Source organism: Oerskovia sp. USHLN155, assembly GCF_037145535.1.
GTDB classification, from domain to species: Bacteria; Actinomycetota; Actinomycetes; order Actinomycetales; family Cellulomonadaceae; genus Oerskovia; species Oerskovia rustica.
The window spans coordinates 41,147-61,345 of record NZ_JBBCXG010000001.1 but is presented as its reverse complement, the minus strand read 5'-3'; the positions used below and the strand labels follow the sequence as shown (position 1 = coordinate 61,345).

The window sequence follows — 20,199 nt, the reverse complement described above, 5'->3', positions numbered from 1 at the left end:
CGTCTCGCCACGACGACGTGGCGGGCACGACGGCGCTCCAGGGCGCCCGAGCACGAACAGGTGACAGAACGTGAGCAGCTCCGCCCTCCCCGCACTGTCGTTGCACGGCATCGACAAGTCCTTCGGCGCGGTCCGCGCGCTCGAGGGCATCGACCTCGAGGTGCACCGCGGCGAGGTCGTCGCGCTCGTCGGCGACAACGCCGCGGGCAAGTCGACGCTCGCCAAGGTCATCGCTGGCGTCCTCGTCCCGGACGCGGGCATCATCGAGTCCGACGGCGTCCCGGTCACCATCCCGAACCCGGCGGCCGCGCACGCGCTCGGGATCGCGACGGTCTTCCAGGACCTCGCGCTGTGCGACAACCTCGACGTCGTGTCCAACCTCTACCTCGGGCGTGAGCTGCGCCACGGCCCGCGGCTCGACGAGGCCGCGATGGAGGACAACGCGCGCCGGATCCTGCGCGACCTCACGTCCCGCATCCCCTCGGTCCGCACGCTCGTCTCCGACCTGTCGGGCGGGCAGCGGCAGAGCGTCGCGATCGCACGCACGCTCCTCGGCGACCCGCGCATCGTCGTCCTCGACGAGCCCACGGCCTCGCTGTCCGTGTCGCAGACCGCCGAGGTCCTGACCCACATCGAGCGTCTGCGCGACCTGGGGCACGCGGTCATCCTCATCAGCCACAACATGACCGACGTGCGCGCCGTCGCGGACCGGATCGAGGTCCTGCGCCACGGCCGCAACAACGGCTCGTTCTCCGGGCCCGGCACGAGCTACGAGGAGATCATCGCGGCGATCACGGGCGCCGTCGCCGCTCCACGCCGGGCGGCCCGCCTGGCCTGACGCAGGGTGCGACCTGCCGCGCCGGCGGCGCGCCGACGCACCGGCACCCCGACACGCCCACGGCCCCGGCAGGCCGCGCCCGCGAGGGAAGGCTCTGGTCCGCGAGCGCCCCGACGTGTCGTCGCGATGAACAGGACAGGGACCGGCCCCACCCAGCGTTACGGCCGGGTTGCCGGCCTGTGGAGATGTGAGCACAGACCGGACGAACCTCGCAGACCGCCGCCCCCACCGCTTCCGCTGCGAACTTCACCCGCTCTACATTCGAGGCACGACACCACCGGGGGTCCCGCTCGACCGGACCGCCCGTCGTCGTGACCGGCACGCAGGGGTGTCGCTGCCCGTCCCGACGTCATCGCCGCCGCCGCTCTCGAGCCGCCGCGCGCCGACCTTCTCGCCGCTCGACGTCCCGGTCCCGACTTGCCGTCTCTCGTCGTCCGACGGAGGAGAACGCATGGGTAGCAGCAGACTGGCCGCGGTACGGCTCCTGGCCGTGGTCGCGGTGGCTTTCGGCCTCGTGTACATCGGATGGCGCTGGACGGGGACCGTGGCGTGGGACGCCTGGTGGATCGCTGTCCCCCTGGTCCTGGCGGAGACGTACAGCCTGGGCGAGACCGTCCTGTACTCGCTGACCATGTGGAACGCGAGGCGCCGGTCCCCGGCTCCCCCGGCCCCCGAGGGCCTGAGCGTCGACGTGTTCGTCACGACGTACAACGAGCCCGTGGACCTGGTCCTGCGGACCGCGATCGCGGCGCGCGACATGACGTACCCGCACGCGACGTGGATCCTCGACGACGGCAACCGGCCCGAGCTCGAGGTCGCGGCGTCCCGCGTGGGCGTCGGGTACGTCACGCGCGGTCCCGAGTGGGAGGGGCGGCCCCGGTTCGCGAAGGCGGGCAACGTCAACAACGCGCTGTTCCGTACGAGCGGCGACCTCGTCGCGATCCTCGACGCCGACCAGGTCCCGGAACCGCGCTTCCTGGACCGGGTGCTGGGCTACTTCGAGGACGAGGAGGTCGCGTTCGTCCAGACGCCGCAGCACTTCTGGAACGTGCCGCCGAGCGACCCGCTGGGCACGCAGGCCGAGCTGTTCTACGGCCCGATCCAGCAGGGCAAGGACGGCTGGGGCGCGGCATTCTTCTGCGGGTCGAACGCGGTGCTGCGGCGCGAGGCGCTCATGGCGCTGGGGCTGACCCGGTTCTCGCGGGACGCGCGCGGCGCGATGCGCGCCGCGCTCCGGGCGGGCCGGTCGCGGCTCCAGGACCTCCTGAGCCAGCTCGCGGTGCGCGAGCCCGCGGCGATGCCCGTGGCCGAGCAGGCGCTGGCCGCGGTGCGCCGGGCCGAGGGGCAGTTCCGGCGCGGCGACGTGCTCGCCGAGATCACCTCGGAGCTGCGATCAGCCTTCACCTCGGCACTGGTCCAGGCGCCCGGGGCCGTACCGGCCGAGGCGGCCCCAGGGGCCCTGGTGTCCCAGGAGTCCCCGCCCCTGCCCGAGGACGTGGCGGGCGAGCTGCTCGCCGAGCTCGACGGGGTCCTCGAGCGGGTCGACGTGGCCCGCACGGACCAGGCCCTGACGATCAACCCGCTCGACACGACCACGATCACCGAGGACATGGCCACGGCGATGCACCTGCACGCGATGGGGTGGACGAGCGTCTACCACCACGAGGTGCTGGTGCACGGGCTCGCGCCCGAGGACGTCGGCACGGCGCTGTCGCAGCGCCTGCGCTGGGCCACGGGGTCGATGCAGGTCTTCTTCCGGGACAACCCGCTCCTGGTCCGCGGGCTCTCGCTCGCCCAGCGGCTCATGTACCTGGGCACCATGACGAGCTACCTGAGCGGGTTCGCGGCCCTGGTCTACCTCGCGGCCCCCGTGCTCTTCCTGACGCTCGGCGTCTTCCCGCTGCACGCGGACCCGGCGCTGTTCTTCCTGCACTTCCTGCCGTTCTTCGTCGCCTGCCAGCTCCTCTTCCAGGTCTCCGGCAAGGGCAGCCGCGGGCTGTGGCGCGGGCAGCAGATGTCGTTCGCGCTGTTCCCCACGTGGATCGCGGCCACGCTCTCGGGGGCCTCCGCGGTGTTCCTCGGCCGACACGTCGCGTTCTCGGTCACGTCCAAGACCAAGCAGGCGACGGGCACGGGCTACCGGCACGTGCTGCCGCAGGTCGTCGTGACCGTGGTCCTGCTCGTGGCCTCGGGGGTCGGGGTGGCCCGCATGCTCGCGGGCGAGGCCTCGGCGCCGGCCACGTTCCTGACCCTGGGCTGGGTCGCGGTCGACCTGGCCCTCCTGTCCGCCGCGCTGCGCGCTGCGCGGTACACGGGGCCCGGCGACACCGTCGTGGACCCCGTCCCCCTGTCCGTCGCACTCCTCGCGGCCCAGGCCGTGGGCGACGTGCTCGACGGCGACGACGCACTCCCGACCACGTTCGACCCGACGGAAGTCCCGCTCGACCTCACCGTCCGCCACGTCCCCAGGAGCTCGCCATGGCCACCTTCGTCACCGCACCCGACCTCACCCTGACCCACCCCGTCACGAGCATCGACCTCCCGTCCGGCGGGCGGCTCGACGCCGCCGCCGTCCTTTCCCTCCGTGAGCCCGTCTCGTCGGCCGTGGCCGACGGTCCGGTCCTCGTCCTGCTCGACGTCTCGGGGGTCGACGGCGTCTCGCCGTCGGGCGTCGCGGGTCTGCTCGACCTGCTGCGCGTGGCCCGGTCTCGCGGCGGGGACCTGCGGATCTTCGGCGCCTCGGCCGCGCTGCAGCACGCGTTCACGGCGCTGCGGCTCGACGCCGTCACCCGCATCTACGGCGGCCACGACGAGGCGCGGGGTCTCCTCGCGTCCCGGGCCTCCTGATGGCGTTCTACCTCCCGGGTTCGGGCGGCCGTCGCCGCCGGCCCGGCCTCGTGACGCCGCTCGTGGTCATGATGCTGGGGGTCGGCGCGGTGGGCGCGGGGTTCGCCGTGGCCGGTCCGCCCGCCACCCCGGAGGCTCCCGTGGCCGCGGCGTGCACCGCGGAGGCGGCGAGCATCGTGCCCGACGACGGCACGCTGCTCGGCGTCAACCTCGACTGGGCGTCGGAGACCCTCGAGGAGCACCGGACCTACCTCGACCACGCCCCGGCGGTCGCGGTCCAGTTCTCCGACGTCCCCTACGACCGCGAGACGTGGGAGCACACGGTCAGCGCGGTCACCCAGATGAAGGCCAACGGGGGCGTGCTGCTCCTGACGCTCGAACCGCACGCGGGCCTCGCGGCCATGTCCGACGAGGTGGTCGCGACGCTCGCCGACGACCTGCGGGACGTCAACGAGCAGGGGGTCGCGGTCGTGCTGCGGTTCGCGCACGAGATGAACGGGTCCTGGTACGCGTGGGGCCAGCAGCCGACGGCGTACGTCGAGACGTTCCGTCGGGTCGCGGCCGCGGTCCACGCCGAGGCGCCGGGCACGGCCATGATGTGGGCGCCCAACTACGGCGGCGGGTACCCGTTCACGGGCGGCCAGTTCGCGGCGCTGCCGGGGTCCGCCGACTACGCGGCGCTCGACACCGACGGCGACGGCACGCTCACCATGACCGACGACAGCTACCTGCCCTACTTCCCGGGGGACGACGCCGTGGACTGGGTCGGGGTCTCGCTTTACCACTGGGGCAACCAGCGCCCGTGGGGCAACAACGAGGTCCCCGAGGACGGCAAGTTCCTCGCGATGCTCACGGGCACGTATGTGGGCACGGCCGGGGACGACGCCGCGGTGCCGGACTTCTACACGGTGTACGGCGTCGAGCACGACCATCCCGTGGCCGTCCCCGAGACCGCCGCGATCTACACGCCGTCGCGCGGCGGGGCCGCCGAGCTCGACATCAAGCGGGCCTGGTGGCGGCAGGTGTTCTCGTCCGAGACCCACGAACGGTTCCCGCAGCTCAAGATGGTCAACTGGTTCGAGTGGGACAAGTACGAGATCGAGATCGACGACGAGGTCGACTGGCGGGCCGCGGGCGCCGCCGACGTCCGCGACGCGTTCGTCGCCGACCTCCCGTCGTGGCTGCGCTACGCCGAGGACGTCTCGACCTGCGAGGAGTGACATGCGATCGACCCTGCGCCGGGCCCCGCGGCGCACACCTCGCCCGGGCGCCCTCGTCGCCGCCGTGATCGTCGTGGTGGGCCTCGCCACCTTGGCGGCCGCCGCCGTCGGGCCGCCTGCGTCCGGGCCCGGGGCGCCCCGCATGGGGCCCCCGCCCGGGCCGCTGACCTGGGCCGACGAGTTCGACGGCGCCGCCGGCGCCCCGCCCGACCCCTCGCGCTGGCGCCTCGAGACGGGCGGCAGCGGGTGGGGCAACGGCGAGCTGCAGTACTACACGGACAGCCCGAGCAACGCCTCGACCGACGGCGAGGGCCACCTCGTCGTCACGGCCCGCCGGGAGAACCCCGGCGACCTGTGGTGCCACTACGGGCGCTGCGAGTACACCTCCGCACGGCTCATCACCGCGGACCGCTTCACCCAGCAGTACGGGCGCTTCGAGGCACGCATCAAGGTCCCCGGCGGCCAGGGCACCTGGCCCGCGTTCTGGATGCTGGGCCAGGACATCTTCACCACCGAGCCGTGGCCTGCGAGCGGCGAGCTCGACGTCATGGAGAACGTCGGCCAGGAGCCCGGCACGGTGTGGGGCAGCCTGCACGGACCCGGGTACTCGGGGGCGGACGCGATCCACGCGTCGTACACGCTCCCCGGCGGGGAGGAGGTCGCCGACGACTTCCACACCTTCACGGTCGACTGGGCCCCGGACGCGATCACCTGGTACGTCGACGGCGTCGAGTACTCGCGCAGGACGCCCGCCGACACAGGCGGTGACCCGTGGGTCTTCGACGACCCGTTCTTCCTGCTCCTCAACCTCGCGGTCGGCGGCGACTGGCCCGGCCCGCCCGACGAGAGCACGCCGCTGCCCGCGCGCATGCTCGTCGACCACGTCCGGGCCTACGCGTGGGGCGAGCCGTAGACGCGAGCGAGGCGCGCCCCCCGCACGGGAGACGCGCCTCGCTCGCGGGCGGACGGGCTCAGCCCTGGGCGTCGCTCGCGTTGCGCGCCTCGGCCTCGCCCAGGATGCGGCGCAGGTACGTGTACGTGAGGTCGCCCGCAGCCTTGTCGTACTGCTCCTCGTAGCCGTGGCGCGTGTACAGCTCCAGGTTCTGCTTGGAGTCCTTGCCCGTGAAGACCCAGATCTCCGTGGTCTCCTCGGGCAGGTGCGGCAGGACCGCGAACAGCATCTGCGTGCCGATGCCGCGGCCCTGGAGGTCCGGGGCCACCGCGAGCCGGCCGAGCGTGGCCTTGCCGCCCTCGATCTCCACGCGCACGGACCCCACCAGGCGCGGACCCTGCCACGCGCCGAGCGTGATGACGCCCTTGGTCGCGAGGTCCGCCTTGAGCTCGGCGAGCGTCTGCGTGAGCGGCGGGATGTTCGGGTCCCCGTAGAGCTGCGCCTCGGTGACGAACGCTGCCCGGCGGAGCGTGAGGAGCTCCCCCGCGTGCTCGTCCGTGACGAGGTCCATGGTCATCGGCGTGTCGGTCATGGTCCCATCGTGTCAGAAACGGACCGCCCCGCGGTGCGCGTCCGCGGGTGGAATGGTGACCGTCTCACCTAGCCCTTCACCGCCCCCGCCAGCCCGGACACCAGGTGACGCTGCACGAGCACGAAGAAGATCAGCACGGGCACCGTCATGATGACCGAGCCCGCCATGATCGCGCCCCAGTCGTTCTGGTCGTCCTTGAAGAACGTGAGGATCGCGAGGGGCAGCGTCTGGTTCTCCTGCGCCGAGATGATGAACGTCTTGGCGAACAGGAAGTCGTTCCACGTCGAGATGAACGAGAACACGCTGACCGCGACCACGCCCGGGAACACGAGCGGGAACAGGATCGAGCGCACGAACCGGAAGCTCTTGGCCCCGTCGATCCGCGCGGCCTCCTCGAGCTCGACCGGGACGGCCGCGACGAAGCCGCGCAGCATCCAGATCGCGAACGGGATCGAGAACGCGAGGTGCACCAGCACGAGCGAGCCGAGCTGGTTGAGACCGATCGCGGGGACGCTCGCCCCCATGTTCCGGAACAGGAAGAACAACGGGATCGTCAGGGCCTCGATGGGCACCATCTGCGCGATCAGCACGATCACGAGCAGCGTCGTACGACTGCGGAACCGGTAGCGCGTGAGCGCGACCGACGCGAGGAACGCGCAGATCGTCGAGAGGACCACCACCGCCAGGGCGACGACGAGCGAGTTGAGGAAGAACCGCCCGAAGTCGTTGACCGTCAGGACCCGCACGAACGAGTCGAGCGTGAGGTCCGTCGTGAACAGCGTCGCGTCGCCCGCGTCGATCGCGGCCTGGGGCCGCAGGGCCGACAGGACCATCCAGTACAGCGGGAACGCGACGACGAGCGCGACCAGCAACGCCACGGCGTTCGAGCCGGGGTTCTTCCATGCCCGACGGCGCCGCGCACCCGCCGCGCCCGTCCCGCCCCGCGCGGTGGTCACCTCGGCGTCCGGGGAGCCCGTGCCCCGCACGGCGGACGGTGAGGTGCCACGCCCGACGGACGCTCCGGCGTCGGGCATGCCGGCGGTGATGCTGGTGCTCACAGGACCTCCCCTGATCGGCGCAGCAGGCGCAGGTAGACGAGCGTGACCCCGAGCAGCAGGAGCGTCATGACGACGCCGATCGCCGACCCGAGCCCGTACAGGTTGGACGCGAACGCCTGCTGGTAGGAGTACACGTTGAGGACGAGGTTCTGCCCGCCGATCCCGCCGCCGTTCGTCATGACGTAGATCTGCGTGAACACCTTGAAGTCCCAGATGATCGACTGGATCGTCACGATGATGATGATCGGGCGCAGCATCGGGACCATGATCGAGCGCGCGATGCGCGGCATCGACGCCCCGTCGAGGCGAGCGGCCTCGAGCAGCTCGCTCGGGATCGCGAGGATGCCCGCGTAGACCGTGACCAGCACGAACGGGAACGAGCACCACACGACCTCGGCGCCCACGAGCGCGAACGCCGGCCACTTCTCGGCCGTCCACGAGTGCCCCGCGAAGCCCGACAGGCCGACGTTGACGAGCGTCTTGTTGACGAGCCCGAGCGTCGGGTCGAACAGGAAGAGCCAGACCGCGGAGCCCGTCATCGCGGGCGTGGCCCACGCGCCGAGCGCCGCGAGGAACAGGACCGAGCGCACCCACCGGCTGACCCGGGTCGCGAGGACCGCGAGCGCCGAGCCGAGCGCGAGGGTCGCGACGACGCAGCCGACCGCGAAGACGGTCGTGTTGAGCAGGACCGTCCAGAACTTCGCGTCCCCGAAGAGCTGGGCGTAGTTGCCGAGACCCAGGAACTCGAGGGGTGCCCCGCCCGTGACGTTGGCCTGGCGGTAGTCGTAGAACGACGTGACGACGAGCTGGTAGAGCGGGTACCCGAGCAGGCCGACGAGGATCGCGGCGGCGGGCAGCAGGTAGACCCACGGTTCGAGCCGGGAGGTCCCGGTCCGGGAGCGACGCGCGGGGCGCGGGGGGCGGGCGGACGTGCTGCCCGCCCCCGGTGCGGTGGTGAGCGAGGTCATCAGGGGGCCTCGGAGAACGCCTTGTCCATCGCGGCGGCCGCGGTCTCGGTGGCCTGCTCGACCGTGGCCTGCTTCGTCGCGACGGTCTGGAGCATGGTCTTGATGTCGCCCTGGGCGTCGATCTGGGTCCACGCCGGGGTCGAGGGGACGAACTCGGTGCCCGCCGCGAGGGTCTCGGTGAAGGGCTCGATCGCGGGCGTCGCCGCCGCGACCTTCTCCTGGACGTCGGTGAACGTGGGCAGGTTGCCCATCGCGTCGAACATCTTCTCCTGGTACTTCTTCCCGCCCAGGAGCGTCATGAAGTCGACCGCGAGGGACTTGCGCTCGGTGCTCTTGAAGACGCCGAGGTTGTTGCCGCCCGCGAACGCCGGGGCGATCTCGCCGGCCTTCTCGCCCGGGAGCGGGACGATCGCGTACGTGGCGCCCACGGCCGACTCGTCGACGGCCTTGCGGTTGAAGTCGCCGCCCACGACCATGCCCGCCGTGCCCGCGACGAACTGCTGGACGCTCGCGCTGCCGGTCCACTCGGCGCACAGGGCCGAGGGGCAGATGTCGTCGGCAAGGAGGTTCGTGTACGCCGTGACGCCCGCGCGGGACTCGGGCGTGGTGAGCGCCGAGGTGTACGCACCGTCGGGGCCCTGGGTCGCGAGCTCTCCCCCGCCCGCCCACAGGAACGGCATGGCCGCGTACTGGTACGCGCCGCCCGCCGCGATACCGACCATCTCGGGCTTGGCGGCCCGGATCGCGCGCGCCGCGGTCTCGATCTCGGCGAGCGTCGTGGGGACGGAGAGGCCCAGCTCGGAGAAGACGTCCGTGCGGTAGTAGAGCGCGCGGACCCCGATGAACCACGGGACCCCGTAGGTCGCACCGTCGATCTCGGTCGTGGCGGCGATCGAGGGGGTCAGGTCGCCCGACTCGTCCCAGGCCGCGACCTCCTTGGTCACGTCCGCGAGACCGCCCGCGGCGACGTAGGCCGCGATGTCGGTGTTGCCGAACTCGGCGACGTCGGGGGCCGAGGCCGGGTCGTTGAACGCGGCGTTGAAGCGCTCGGCACGGGTGTCGACGGGGATGTACTGGACGTCGACCTCGACACCGTCGTGCTCGGCCTCGAACTCGGCCACCGCCTCGTCGACCACCGCGGCCTTGGGGTCCTGGTTGACCTCGGCGAAGAGCCAGACGCGCAGCGTCCCCGTGCTCTCGTCGTTCTCGGCCTCGGTGATCGTGGACTGGGTGGGGGCGCAGGCCGTCAGGGCCAGCACGGCGGCGACGCCGAACGCCGCCAGGCGGGACTTCTTCATATCGACTCCGTCATCGACTCGGGGGCCGGCGTCGTCGGTGACGCCGGTTCCGGGAGGTTATGCACCCGTTCGCGGCGCGGTCCACGTCGTGGCACCCTCCGTTGCGCACTGCACAATGGAAGGCAACTTTGTTGCCAATTGACCGACGGCTCTGACCGGAAACAGGTGATGCGCGGCTTTCGTCCGTGGCGGGCGCGGCCTGGCCAGGTCGTGCCGCTGCGTGGGCCGGGCGCACGGGGCCAGATCCGGGACCCGGGTGAAAGCGGGGCACCGACCGGGACTCGGCCGGGCACGGCCCGGACGGAGCCGCTGGTCGCGCAGCGGCGCGGCTACCCTGGGACCGTGTCCAGCACCTCTCTCCCGAACGTTCCCGCCTCCGGCGCGCCCCACGCGTCCACGCCGACCCACTGGGTCCTCACGCTGTCCTGCCCGGACGGTCCGGGGATCGTGCACGCCGTCACGGGGACGCTCGCCGAGCACGGCGGCAACATCACCGAGTCGCAGCAGTTCGGCGACCCGCTGTCCGGGCTGTTCTTCATGCGCGTCCAGGTCGAGTCAACCGCGTCGCGCGACGAGCTCGAGAGCGCCCTGGCCCCCGTGATCGAGGCGTTCGACATGACGTGGAACCTCGACGTGGTCGGGCGCCGCGTGCGCACGCTCGTCATGGTCTCCAAGGCCGCGCACTGCCTCGTCGACCTGCTCTACCGCGAGCGCTCGCAGGGCATGCCGATCGAGGTCGTGGGCGTCGTGGGCAACCACCGCGACCTCGAGGACATCGCCGCGTTCTACGGCAAGCCGTTCCACCACGTTCCTGTCACTCGCGACACCAAGGCAGCCGCCGAGGACCGCCTGCGCGAGCTCGTGGCCGAGCTCGACGTCGAGCTCGTCGTCCTCGCGCGCTACATGCAGATCCTGTCGGACGACCTGTGCCGCGACCTGTCGGGCCAGGTCATCAACATCCACCACTCGTTCCTGCCCAGCTTCAAGGGCGCCCGCCCCTACGCGCAGGCGCACGACCGCGGCGTCAAGCTCATCGGCGCCACGTCGCACTACGTCACGGGCGACCTCGACGAGGGGCCGATCATCGAGCAGGACGTCGAGCGCGTCGACCACTCGCGCGCCGTCGAGGACCTGGTCGCGCTGGGTGAGGACGTCGAGCGCCGCACGCTCGCGCGGGCCGTGCGCTGGCACGCCGAGCACCGCGTGCTCCTCGACGGGCACCGGACGATCGTCTTCCGCTGACCGGCGCGCCGCCGCGGTACGCCGAGTGTGCAGCTCGGGCTGTCCGGGGCGGCGTCAGACGACCCGAGCTGCACGCTCGACGCAGTCGGCGCGCGCGGCCGGGCCCGCGACCCGCTCGCCCCCGCGCCGCCCGCCCTAGCGGGGCCGCCCCGCCACCTGCACCGCCGCCGCGAGCCGCACCACGGCCTCCTCGACACGCGCGTCCGCGAGGTTGCCGTACCCGACGACGAGCCGGTCCCTGCCGCCGTCGCGCCCGGCGGCCGTCGCCCGGTACCGCTCGATCGCCGCGACGTTGACCTCGCGCAGCGCCGCGTCGCGCACCACGTCCGTGGCCTCGACGCCGCCCGGCAGCTCGACGACGGCGTGCATGCCCGCGGCGATCCCCGTGACGACCGTCCCGGGCAGCGCCTTCCCGAGCGCCTCGACGAGCGCCTCGCGCCGCCGTCGGAACCGTCCCCGTGCCGCGCGCAGGTGCCGCTCGTACGCCCCCGACGTCACGAACCGCGCGAGCGCGAGCTGGTCGAGCGTCGACGGTCCGGCACCGCCCCGGTCGACCACGATGTCCCGCCATCCCGGCGGCAGCACCGCCCACCCGAGCCCGAACGCCGGCGACAGCGTCTTGCTCAGCGACCCCAGCAGGACCACGCGGTCGGGCGCGAGCCCCTGCATCGCGGCCACGGGCCGACGGTCGTAGCGGAACTCGGCGTCGTAGTCGTCCTCGACGACCAGCCCGTCGACGTCGCGCGCCCAGCGCACGAGCGCCTCGCGCCGCACGGGTGAGAGGGCCGCGCCCGTGGGGAACTGGTGGGCGGGGGTCACGAGCACGGCGCGCGCACCGGTCCGGCCCGCCGCGGCGAGGAGCGCCTCGACGTCGATCCCGTCGCCGTCGACCGGGACCGGCACGGGCGTGAGCCCCGCGGCGGCGGCGGTCTCGCGCAGGCGCGACCAGCTCGGGTCCTCGACGAGCAGGGACCGGTGCCCGGCCCGGTGGAGCGCCGCCGCGACGCGCCGCATGGCATCGTCGGCGCCGTGCGTCACGACGACGTCGCCCCCGCCCGCACGCACGTGCCGGGCGCGGGCGAGGTAGTCCGCGAGCGCCGCCCGCGTCGCGGGATGGCCGGTGGGGTCGGGGGCCGCGAGGTCCGCGTCGGGCGCCTCGGCGAGGGCCTCTCGCAGCGCGCGGGCCCAGGCGGCCCGCGGTACGTGCCGCAGGTCGGGCACACCGGGCCCCAGGTCGTAGCGCGCCCGTGGGGCGGGCGGTCCTCCCGTGCCCGACGGCGTCGCGCGGGTCCCGGCGCGGGTCGCCCCGGCATCGGTCCGGTCGCGCGGGCTGCCGGGGCCGCCTGCGAGGGGGTAGGGCTCGGCCTCCCCCCGCACGGCGGTGTCATTCCGCGGGTCGGCCCGCGGGTCGGCCCGTGGGTCGGCCCGTGGGTCGGTCCGGGCCGTGAGCGGCACCCGGGTCCCCGACCCTGTCCGGGACTCGAGGAACCCCTCGGCGACGAGCTGCCCGTAGGCCTCGGTCACGACCCAGCGCGAGACGCCCAGGGTGTCGGCGAGCACGCGGCTCGGGGGCAGGGCGGCACCGGGCGGGACGCGTCCGAGGTGGACGGCCTCGCGCACCGCGTCCTCGAGCCGCCTGTGGAGCGGCCCGGGCCCCGCGCCCAGGTCGAGGACCGTCTCCCAGGCGAGCGCCGCCGTCGGGCCCGGGCGGGGCGGACCGGACGCACGTGGCGGACGAGGGCTCGCCGCACGCCCACGCGACAAATTGGTCTGGTCTGGTGCCATGCCAATGGACCGTACACCCAGGCCGCTCGACTCCTAGCGTGGAGACCGTCAACCAGCAGCACTCTTCGCAGGAGACCACCATGCGCTACCGCACCCTCGGCGACGGCCGGACGTCGTTCGACGTCAGCACGTTGTGCCTCGGCACCATGAACATGGGCACGCTGACGGACGAGGAGACGTCGTTCGCGATCCTCGACCGCTACGTCGAGGCCGGAGGCACGTTCCTCGACACGGCCAACAACTACAGCTATTGGGCGGGCGGCCACGGCCGCGACAGCGAGGACCTGATCAACCGCTGGCTCACGAGCCGCGGCGCGCGCGGGCACGTGCGCATCGCGACCAAGCTCGGAGCGGCCAAGAAGGACCCCGCCCTGCCCCTGTCCAACACTCCCCCGACCAACTTCCAGGGTCTGGGCGCGGAGACCGTCGCGTGGGAGGCGTACGAGAGCCTGCGGCACCTGGGCGTCGACCGGCTCGACGTCCTCTACGGGCACGTCGACGACCTCGACACGCCCCTCGCAGAGACCGTCGGGGCGTTCGGCAAGCTCCAGGCCGAGGGTGCCGTCGGGATCTCGGGACTCTCCAACGTCGCGCTGTGGCGCGTGGTCGAGGCGCGCGAGGAGGCGCTGCGGCAGGGGGTCGCACCCTACGGGCTGGTCCAGGAGCAGCTCAGCTACCTCTACCCGACTCCCGACCCCGACCGGCACAACTGGGCGTCGCCCGAGCTGCTCGACTACGCGCGCTCGACGGGCACCGACGATCGGCCACAGCTCGCCGTCACGGCCTACTCCCCGCTGCTGCAGGGTGCCATGGTGCGTGACGACAAGGAGCTGTGGGACGGCTACGGGCACCCGACGTCGCTCGAACGACGCCGCGTGCTGCACGACGTCGCGCGGCAGGTCGGCGCGACGCCGAACCAGGTCGCGCTCGCGTGGCTGCTCGGCGGGCCCGTGCCGGTGATCCCGGTGATCGGGCCGAGCAGCGTCGCGCAGCTCGACGAGCTGCTCGGGGCGGCGGACCTGGACCTCGACCCGGAGGTGCGGGCGCGGCTCGACGCGGCCTAGTCCCCGCACGCGCCGAGTGCGGAGCCCGTGCGAGACGTGTCGGGCACGTCTCGCGCGGGCTCCGCTCTCAGTCGTCCACGGGTGCTACCCGCAGTCGCGGGCCGCGTAGGTCGCGTCGTACGCCGTCCGGACCTCCTTGCCGCCGATCGTCGCTGTGCCCGTGACCGTGGCCGTCGCGGCGGGGACCTGCGTCTGGCGGGTCGCGAACGTCTGCTGGGCGGACTTGCCCGGCAGGACGCCCGTGAAGGTCTTCGCGCCGAACGGCGTCTCGACCCGTACCGTCGCGGGGACCGCTCCGGCGTTGACGGCGACGACCGTGACGGTCGCCCGGCCCGCGGCGCACTGGGTGCGAGCCGTGGCGGTGAGCTCGACCTTCGCGGCGCGGGGCTCGACGAGCACCGCGACCGTGCGTGCCGGGACCGTGACGGTACCGGTCGCGGCGTCCCACGTGGTCGTCCTGACGATGTCGTCGCGACCGTCGGCCTGGACCGGCGAGAGCGCGTACTGGCGGCCCACCAGGCCCGCGACCGTCTGCGTGACCGGCTCGGGCGAGGCGTTGAAGACGACGAGCGCGCCATCGAGCTCCTTGTCCACGTCCGCCCCGACCGTGTCGTCGATGCTCATGACGATCACGCCGGGCGCCTGGCCGGTCCCCGCGTCGGGGAACGTGACCTTCTGGTTGATCAGGTCCGCGCTGCCCAGGCGGAACAGGTCCGTCGAGGACCGCAGCCGCAGCAGGTCGGCCGCGTCGTCGGCCGCCGTCTCGATGTCCTGCGCGACCGGCTTGAGCGCCGGGTTCGCGAGCAGCGGCGCCATGAGCGGCCACTTCTCGCCGTTGTCGGCCTCGAGCGGCAGGCCCCTGCCGAAGCCGTTGTCGGTCCCGGTCCAGTCGATCGCGTTGAACCAGTCGCCCGAGTCGTAGCTGTTGCGGTCGAGCGACTTGGAACGCAGCAGGTCGGTGCCCGCGTGCCACAGCGACGGTGTCTGCGACAGGGCCGTCGTGGCGAGCGAGACGTTGTTCATGCGTACCCGGTCGGCCATCGACGTGTCCGCCGGCAGCTTGAGGGTCAACAGGTCGAACAGCGTCTCGTTGTCGTGCGCGTCGACGTAGCTGATGACCTCCTCGGGCGAGTCCGCGTAGCCCGCGGGCGCGCCCCGGTAGTCGATCTCGTCTCCCCGCCGGGTCTCGCCCGTCGACGTCGTGAACGTGAAGCTGCGCAGGTTGCCCGCGAGGCCCAGACGGACCAGGTCCGTCTCGTGGCCCAGCGCTGCGAGCTCGTCGGGCGACCCGTCGTTCACGCTCTCCGGCTCCCCCGCCCGGGCGGGCTGCCCGTTCGGGTCGGTCGCGAGGCCCGTGCCGAAGCCCTGCGTGAACGTCGACGCCCCGTCGACGGGAGACCCGCCGTGGACCGCGTCGCGCAGGCGGTCGGAGAACGTGCCGATGCCCGTGCCGCCGAGCTGACCCTGCGTGGCCTGCTCGAACAGCGCGTTGTCCGCGACCTCGCCGAAGCTCCAGCCCTCGCCGTACAGGTACACGGCCTTGCCGTCCACGCCGTCCTTCTTCAGCGTGAGCTCGTCGAGCGCGGCCCGGACGTCGAGCATGTTCTGCTTCGAGTGGTGACCCATGAGGTCGAAGCGGAAGCCGTCGACCTTGTAGTCGCGGGCCCACGTGACGACCGAGTCGACCATGAGCTTGCCCGTCATGGCGTGCTCGGTCGCGAGGTTCTGGCAGCACGTGCTGGTCTCGACCGCGCCGGTCGTCGTGTTCTGGCGGTGGTAGTAGCCGGGCACGACCTTGTCCAGCACGCTCTTGGGGTCCTGGCCGCTGGCCGCGGTGTGGTTGAACACCTGGTCGAGCACGACCTGGAGCCCGGTCTGGTGCAGCGACCCGACCATGGTGCGGAACTCCGCGACGCGCGCGGCCCCCTCGGCGTCGACGGCGTAGGACCCCTCGGGCGTCGAGAAGTGCAGCGGGTCGTAGCCCCAGTTGAAGCCGTCCGTGCCCTGGATCGCGGCCACGGCCGCCTGCTGCTCGGTGCCGTCGGGCGCGAAGCCGCTCAGGTCGCCGGTCACCGACTGCGCGGACCGGTCCTCTTCAATGGTCGCGATGTCGAACGTCGGCAGCAGGTGCACCGTCGTCAGGCCCGCGTCGGCGAGCTCCGCGAGGTGCTTCATGCCGGCCGAGGCCTTCTCCCCGAACGCGAGGTACGTGCCGCGCTTGTCGGCCGGCACCGTGGCGTCGGCGATCGAGAAGTCCCGCACGTGCAGCTCGTAGATCGTCTGGTCGACGGCCCGCTCCACGACGGGAGCCTTGGTCTCCTTCCACACCTTCGGCTGCGTGGTCTGCGCGTCGAGGTCCACCACGACCGAGTGCGTCGAGTTGAGCGTGAGCCCGAGCGAGTACGGGTCGGTCACGACGTTCGTCTCGACCGTGCCCGTGGACGGGACGAAGACCTCGACCTCGTAGAGGTACCGGGCACCGACCCAGCCGAACTTCTTGTCGGCGTCCTTCCCGTCGACCGTCCACGTCCCGTCGGCCTGGCGCTCGGCAGGGAACCGCCGGGCGTCCTCGTTCTTCAGGTCCGCGGCGTCGCCCGTGCCGGGCCACGCGAGGAGCGTGACCTTGGTGGCCGTGGGGGCCCACAGCGCGAACGAGGCCCACTTGCCGTTGGTGTAGATGCTCGCACCGAGGGTGCGGTCGGCGGCGTCCTGCGCGAACAGGTCGTCCAGGACGCCGGGGAGCTGTACCCCGGTCGCCGCGGTGAGCGGTGCGTCGGCCGAGGTACCGGTCCGTTGGGCGACGAGGAGCTGACCCGTCAGGGCGGCGGTCGCCGCGTCGACGGAGATCGGCGCACCGTCGGCGCCCGTGACCCGCAGGGCCAGCGCGTCGGCGAGGGCCGGGAAGTCGGCTGCGACGTCGTCGGGCAGGCCGGCCGGGTCCAGGACCAGGGAGTACGACGACGCCCCCTCCGGAGCGACGACCGCACCGTTGGCGACGCTCAGGCCGCCCGTCGGAGCCGAGTGGAGCGTCCAGCCCAGCGTCGCCGGGTCCGCCCCGGCGAGGAGCTCGCGCGGCCACGCGACCAGGTCCTTGCTCACCCAGTGCGCCGCCTGCTGGCCCGTGCCGGGCAGCGGCGGGTCCGCGACCTCGACCGTCAGGACGTGCGTCGCCAGGACGTAGGAGAACGTCACGGCCTTGCCCTCGGACGCGCTGAACGAGTAGTTCTGGCCGTCCTTGACGCCACCGACGCCGTAGTTCTCGGCCCAGCTCATGCCGTGCGTGACCTTGCCCTCGTACGCGCCCGTGGCGAGCGCCGACGTCGTGAACGTGTAGACGCCGTCACCGTCCGGGTCGCGCAGCCACGATCCCAGGCAGTCCGGGGACCACGCGGCCGAGCATCCGAGCTGGTCCTGGAACGAGCCCGCGACCGTGATGATCGGTCCCTGAGCGGTGCTCGAGAAGTCGTGCGAGACCGGGTCCCAGTAGAAGGTCACGGGGCCGCCAGTGGTCGTGTAGGTCGCGTTGGAGCCGTCCTTCGCGCCGCCCACGCCGTAGTTGAGGTCCCACGAGCCGTTGATCGCGACCTTGTACTCGTACGTCCCGGCCGGGACGTCGAACGTGCCCGCGTAGACGCCGTCGGCGCGCTTCGTGAGCTTCGCGGCCTCGCAGCCGGGAGCCCAGTCGCCCGCGCACCCCATCTCGGAGTTGTGGCTGCCGGGGACGGTGACCAGGTCGATGTCCGTCGGGGGCTCGACGTCCTCGTCGCCGCTGACCGAGTTCCCCACGCTGGCGAACGTCGAGGCTGCCGCGCGGTCGCCGTCGGCGTCGACCGTCACGGCGCGGTACTCGACGAGCGTGCCTTTCGCCAGGTCGCTCACGTCGTGGAAGACGCGCGGCGAGGTGTCCTCGGCCGTGCCGAGACCCTGCCACTCGTCCGACCCGACGACGCGCCACGCGAAGCTGGTCTCGGACCACGCGGCGTCGTCGACGTCGGCGGCGACCGGGGCTACCCCCGTGAGGCCCGCCCCTGCGGCCGGGACCGTGACCGACACGTCACCCGAGGCCTCGACGCCGACCGTGCGGTCGGCCTTCAGGACGACCGAGCCCAGTGCCGGGACCGTGAGCGAGACCGTGCCGTCGGCACCGGCCGTGACGGGGTCACCGCCGTAGAGCGGTGCGTAGGTCGCGCCCGGCGTGAGGGTCGTGAAGCTGACCGTCTTGGCCGCGGCCGAGTTGTTGAGCCCCACGAGGTGCTCGATCTTCTCGGTGCGGTCCACGCGCGAGAACGCGTAGACGCCCGCGCCCGAGTCGGTGTAGCGCTCGATCTGGGCGCCGGTCGCGAGGGCCGGGTTGTCGGCGCGCAGCGCGGACAGCCCGGCGATGTGGGTGTAGAGCGGCGACGTGGTGTCGTAGCGGTCCTGGCTGCCCGCGGTCTCGCCCGTGACGAGCTGCTGGTCGGCGTACTCGCCGACCTGGGTCGCGAACAGCGACTGCCGTGCGTTCTTGTCCTTGCCGTCGCCGACCCCCGCGAAGCCCTGCTCGTCGCCGTAGTAGACGACCGGCTGGCCGCGCGTGAGGTACATGAGGTCGTGCGCGAGCTCGTCGCGGCGCTGCGCGTCGCCCGTGGTCTGGAGCAGGTAGCCGATGCGGCCCATGTCGTGGTTGCCGAGGAACGTGGGAAGCGCCGAGGCGGAGGTGTCGGGCGTCGTGTACATGTCGTCGCTCGCGAAGAGCTGGGACAGTCCCTTGGCGCTGTTGCCGCTCGCGAAGCTCGCGGCCGAGGACTGGAACGCGAAGTCCAGCACCGAGCTCATGTCCGTCCTGCGGACGTAGGGCGAGAGCTTGGCGGCGTCGGCGTCGTAGATCTCGCCGAACATGAAGAAGTCGTCCTTGCCCTTCGAGTGGGCGTAGTCGAGGACCTCGGTGGTCCAGGTCTCCCAGAACTCGAAGTTGACGTGCTTGACCGTGTCGATGCGGAAGCCGTCGATGCCGAGGTCGACCCAGCCCTGGTAGACGTCGACGAACCCGTCGACGACGCGCGGGTTCTCGGTCATGAGGTCGTCCAGGCCGTCGAAGTCGCCGTAGGTCACGGACTCACCGGACCACGTCGAGTTGCCGCGGTTGTGGTAGAGCGTCGTGTCGTTGAGCCACGCGGGGACCTTCGCGTCCTTCGCGTCGTCGGCGACCACGGGCGTGTAGGGGAACGACGTCGCGGCGTCCATCGCGGGGAACGTGGCCTTGCCCGCGTGGTCGGCCGGGTCGAACGCGTTGCCCGCGGCGTCCTTGTACGGCGCGGTCGCCTGGTCGACGTACGAGTACTGCTTCTGCTCGTTGTCGATGATGTCGGCCGTGTGGTTGGTGATGATGTCGAAGTAGACCTTGATGCCCTTGGCGTGCGCCTCGTCGATGAGCGCCTCGAGCTCGGCGTTGGTCCCCAGGTGCGGGTCGATCTGCGTGAAGTCCGTGACCCAGTAGCCGTGGTATCCCGCCGAGGCGTTCTCACCCTCGCCCTGGACCGGGTTGTTCTTGAACGACGGCGTCAGCCAGATCGCGGTGGTCCCGAGCCCCTCGATGTAGTCGAGCTGGTCGCGCAGGCCCTGGATGTCGCCACCCTGGTAGAAGCCCTTGTTCGTGGGGTCGTAGCCCGAGCGCAGCGCGCCGCCCTCGATGCCGGCCTCGTTGTTGGTCGGGTCACCGTCGGCGAAGCGGTCCGTCATGACGAAGTAGAACTGCTCGTCCGAGCCCGGCTGGCGCACGGGCGGGGTCACGATCGGCGCGTCGGTCGCCTCGTCGTACGCTCCCCCGAGCCCGACGGGCGCGAGCGAGACGCGCTTGGCGACGTCGTCGAACGTGAAGCGCAGGGTCGTGGGGCCGCCGACGACGAGCGGGATGTTGTCCGCGCCACCGTTCAGGCCGTACGCCTCGTCCCACGAGTCGTTCACGGCGACCTTGTACTCGTAGGTGCCCGCGGGCACGGTGAAGTCGGCCGCGTAGACGCCGTCGGTGCCGGTCGGCGCGAGCTCGGTCGCGGCGCAGGCCGGGTCCCAGTCGGCCGCGCAGCCGGTCTCGTCCTGGAGGCTCCCGACGAGCGCGAAGGTGCGGGCCGCACCGGCCGCGGTCGCCACGGGCCCGGTCGCCGCGTTGGCGACGGCCGTGAGGCCTGTCATCCCGGTCAGCGCGACCGATATCGCCGCGACGGAGGCTGTGGTGCGGCGCGGTCTGGAGGACCGCCTGGGGGCAGGTGATGGCATGAGGACTCCCTTGTCGCCGGGGAGTCGGACGTGCGAACGCACCGCCGGGTGACCGAGCCTCTGCGCTCCGCGTGGTCTCCCGAGCCGGGCGCTCCCCGCCGCCGGCTGACCCAGACTGTAGCCCTTGCAGAAAGTTGCAGCAA

13 protein-coding genes are annotated in these 20,199 nt (G+C 72.4%); 7 read left to right on the top strand and 6 right to left on the bottom strand.

Annotated features, from left to right (window positions below):
• Positions 1–70: 70 nt before the first annotated feature.
• The 5 genes from WFH32_RS00225 (at position 71) to WFH32_RS00205 (ending at position 5,818) form a co-directional block, all read left to right on the top strand.
• Positions 71–838 carry an ATP-binding cassette domain-containing protein gene (locus WFH32_RS00225; RefSeq protein WP_138825348.1) on the top strand — a complete coding sequence of 256 codons (768 nt, stop codon included), beginning with the start codon at positions 71–73 and terminating at the stop codon, positions 836–838.
• Positions 839–1,289: 451 nt separating this feature from the next.
• Positions 1,290–3,353 (top strand): glycosyltransferase family 2 protein, encoded by a 2,064-nt coding sequence (locus tag WFH32_RS00220; RefSeq protein ID WP_336705878.1) that lies wholly within the window; start codon positions 1,290–1,292, stop codon positions 3,351–3,353.
• Positions 3,317–3,685 carry an STAS domain-containing protein gene (locus tag WFH32_RS00215; protein WP_191795750.1) on the top strand — a complete coding sequence of 123 codons (369 nt, stop codon included), beginning with the start codon at positions 3,317–3,319 and terminating at the stop codon, positions 3,683–3,685. The genes WFH32_RS00220 and WFH32_RS00215 overlap by 37 nt, the downstream gene beginning before the upstream one ends.
• Positions 3,685–4,905: a glycoside hydrolase family 26 protein gene (locus WFH32_RS00210; RefSeq protein WP_336705877.1), complete on the top strand. Its 1,221-nt coding sequence runs from the start codon at positions 3,685–3,687 to the stop codon at positions 4,903–4,905. Before WFH32_RS00215 ends, WFH32_RS00210 begins: the two co-directional genes overlap by 1 nt.
• 1 nt (position 4,906) lies before the next feature.
• Positions 4,907–5,818 (top strand): glycoside hydrolase family 16 protein, encoded by a 912-nt coding sequence (locus tag WFH32_RS00205; protein WP_336705876.1) that lies wholly within the window; start codon positions 4,907–4,909, stop codon positions 5,816–5,818.
• A 58-nt stretch (positions 5,819–5,876) separates the two neighbouring features.
• On the opposite strand, the gene WFH32_RS00200 is transcribed toward WFH32_RS00205, so the two are convergent.
• From WFH32_RS00200 to WFH32_RS00185, 4 genes are all read right to left on the bottom strand, one after another.
• Positions 5,877–6,389 (bottom strand): GNAT family N-acetyltransferase, encoded by a 513-nt coding sequence (locus WFH32_RS00200; RefSeq protein ID WP_191795752.1) that lies wholly within the window; start codon positions 6,387–6,389, stop codon positions 5,877–5,879.
• Positions 6,390–6,457: 68 nt separating this feature from the next.
• Complete coding sequence (locus WFH32_RS00195) at positions 6,458–7,447, bottom strand: carbohydrate ABC transporter permease (RefSeq protein WP_318244037.1); 990 nt, start codon at positions 7,445–7,447, stop codon at positions 6,458–6,460.
• Positions 7,444–8,415 (bottom strand): carbohydrate ABC transporter permease, encoded by a 972-nt coding sequence (locus tag WFH32_RS00190; protein ID WP_336705875.1) that lies wholly within the window; start codon positions 8,413–8,415, stop codon positions 7,444–7,446. The genes WFH32_RS00195 and WFH32_RS00190 overlap by 4 nt, the downstream gene beginning before the upstream one ends.
• Positions 8,415–9,713, bottom strand: coding sequence for an extracellular solute-binding protein (locus WFH32_RS00185; RefSeq protein ID WP_191795754.1), 1,299 nt, complete (start codon positions 9,711–9,713; stop codon positions 8,415–8,417). Before WFH32_RS00185 ends, WFH32_RS00190 begins: the two co-directional genes overlap by 1 nt.
• A gap of 342 nt (positions 9,714–10,055) precedes the next feature.
• On the opposite strand from WFH32_RS00185, the gene purU reads away from it, so the two are divergent.
• The gene (gene purU, locus WFH32_RS00180) at positions 10,056–10,955 is read left to right on the top strand and encodes a formyltetrahydrofolate deformylase (protein WP_336705874.1); all 900 of its coding nucleotides are present in this window, start codon (positions 10,056–10,058) and stop codon (positions 10,953–10,955) included.
• Between the two features lie 135 nt (positions 10,956–11,090).
• Here purU and pdxR read toward each other — a convergent pair whose 3' ends face one another.
• Positions 11,091–12,740, bottom strand: a complete 1,650-nt coding sequence (gene pdxR, locus WFH32_RS00175; RefSeq protein ID WP_336705873.1) for a MocR-like pyridoxine biosynthesis transcription factor PdxR — start codon at positions 12,738–12,740, stop codon at positions 11,091–11,093.
• Between the two features lie 38 nt (positions 12,741–12,778).
• Between pdxR and WFH32_RS00170 the strand changes: the two genes are divergently transcribed.
• Complete coding sequence (locus WFH32_RS00170) at positions 12,779–13,804, top strand: aldo/keto reductase (protein ID WP_336705872.1); 1,026 nt, start codon at positions 12,779–12,781, stop codon at positions 13,802–13,804.
• 84 nt (positions 13,805–13,888) lie between these two features.
• On the opposite strand, the gene pulA is transcribed toward WFH32_RS00170, so the two are convergent.
• Positions 13,889–20,056, bottom strand: a complete 6,168-nt coding sequence (gene pulA / locus WFH32_RS00165) for a pullulanase-type alpha-1,6-glucosidase (protein ID WP_442946288.1) — start codon at positions 20,054–20,056, stop codon at positions 13,889–13,891.
• Positions 20,057–20,199: the final 143 nt, after the last annotated feature.

Bases quoted from the DNA above. Each gene is read 5' to 3' on its own strand.
- WFH32_RS00215 (WP_191795750.1), top strand. From the start codon at position 3,317: ATGGCCACCTTCGTCACCGCACCCGACCTCACCCTGACCCACCCCGTC.
- WFH32_RS00190 (WP_336705875.1), bottom strand. From the start codon at position 8,415: ATGACCTCGCTCACCACCGCACCGGGGGCGGGCAGCACGTCCGCCCGC.
- WFH32_RS00220 (WP_336705878.1), top strand. From the start codon at position 1,290: ATGGGTAGCAGCAGACTGGCCGCGGTACGGCTCCTGGCCGTGGTCGCG.
- WFH32_RS00210 (WP_336705877.1), top strand. From the start codon at position 3,685: ATGGCGTTCTACCTCCCGGGTTCGGGCGGCCGTCGCCGCCGGCCCGGC.
- WFH32_RS00205 (WP_336705876.1), top strand. From the start codon at position 4,907: ATGCGATCGACCCTGCGCCGGGCCCCGCGGCGCACACCTCGCCCGGGC.
- pdxR (WP_336705873.1), bottom strand. From the start codon at position 12,740: ATGGCACCAGACCAGACCAATTTGTCGCGTGGGCGTGCGGCGAGCCCT.
- pulA (WP_442946288.1), bottom strand. From the start codon at position 20,056: ATGCCATCACCTGCCCCCAGGCGGTCCTCCAGACCGCGCCGCACCACA.
- WFH32_RS00185 (WP_191795754.1), bottom strand. From the start codon at position 9,713: ATGAAGAAGTCCCGCCTGGCGGCGTTCGGCGTCGCCGCCGTGCTGGCC.
- WFH32_RS00200 (WP_191795752.1), bottom strand. From the start codon at position 6,389: ATGACCGACACGCCGATGACCATGGACCTCGTCACGGACGAGCACGCG.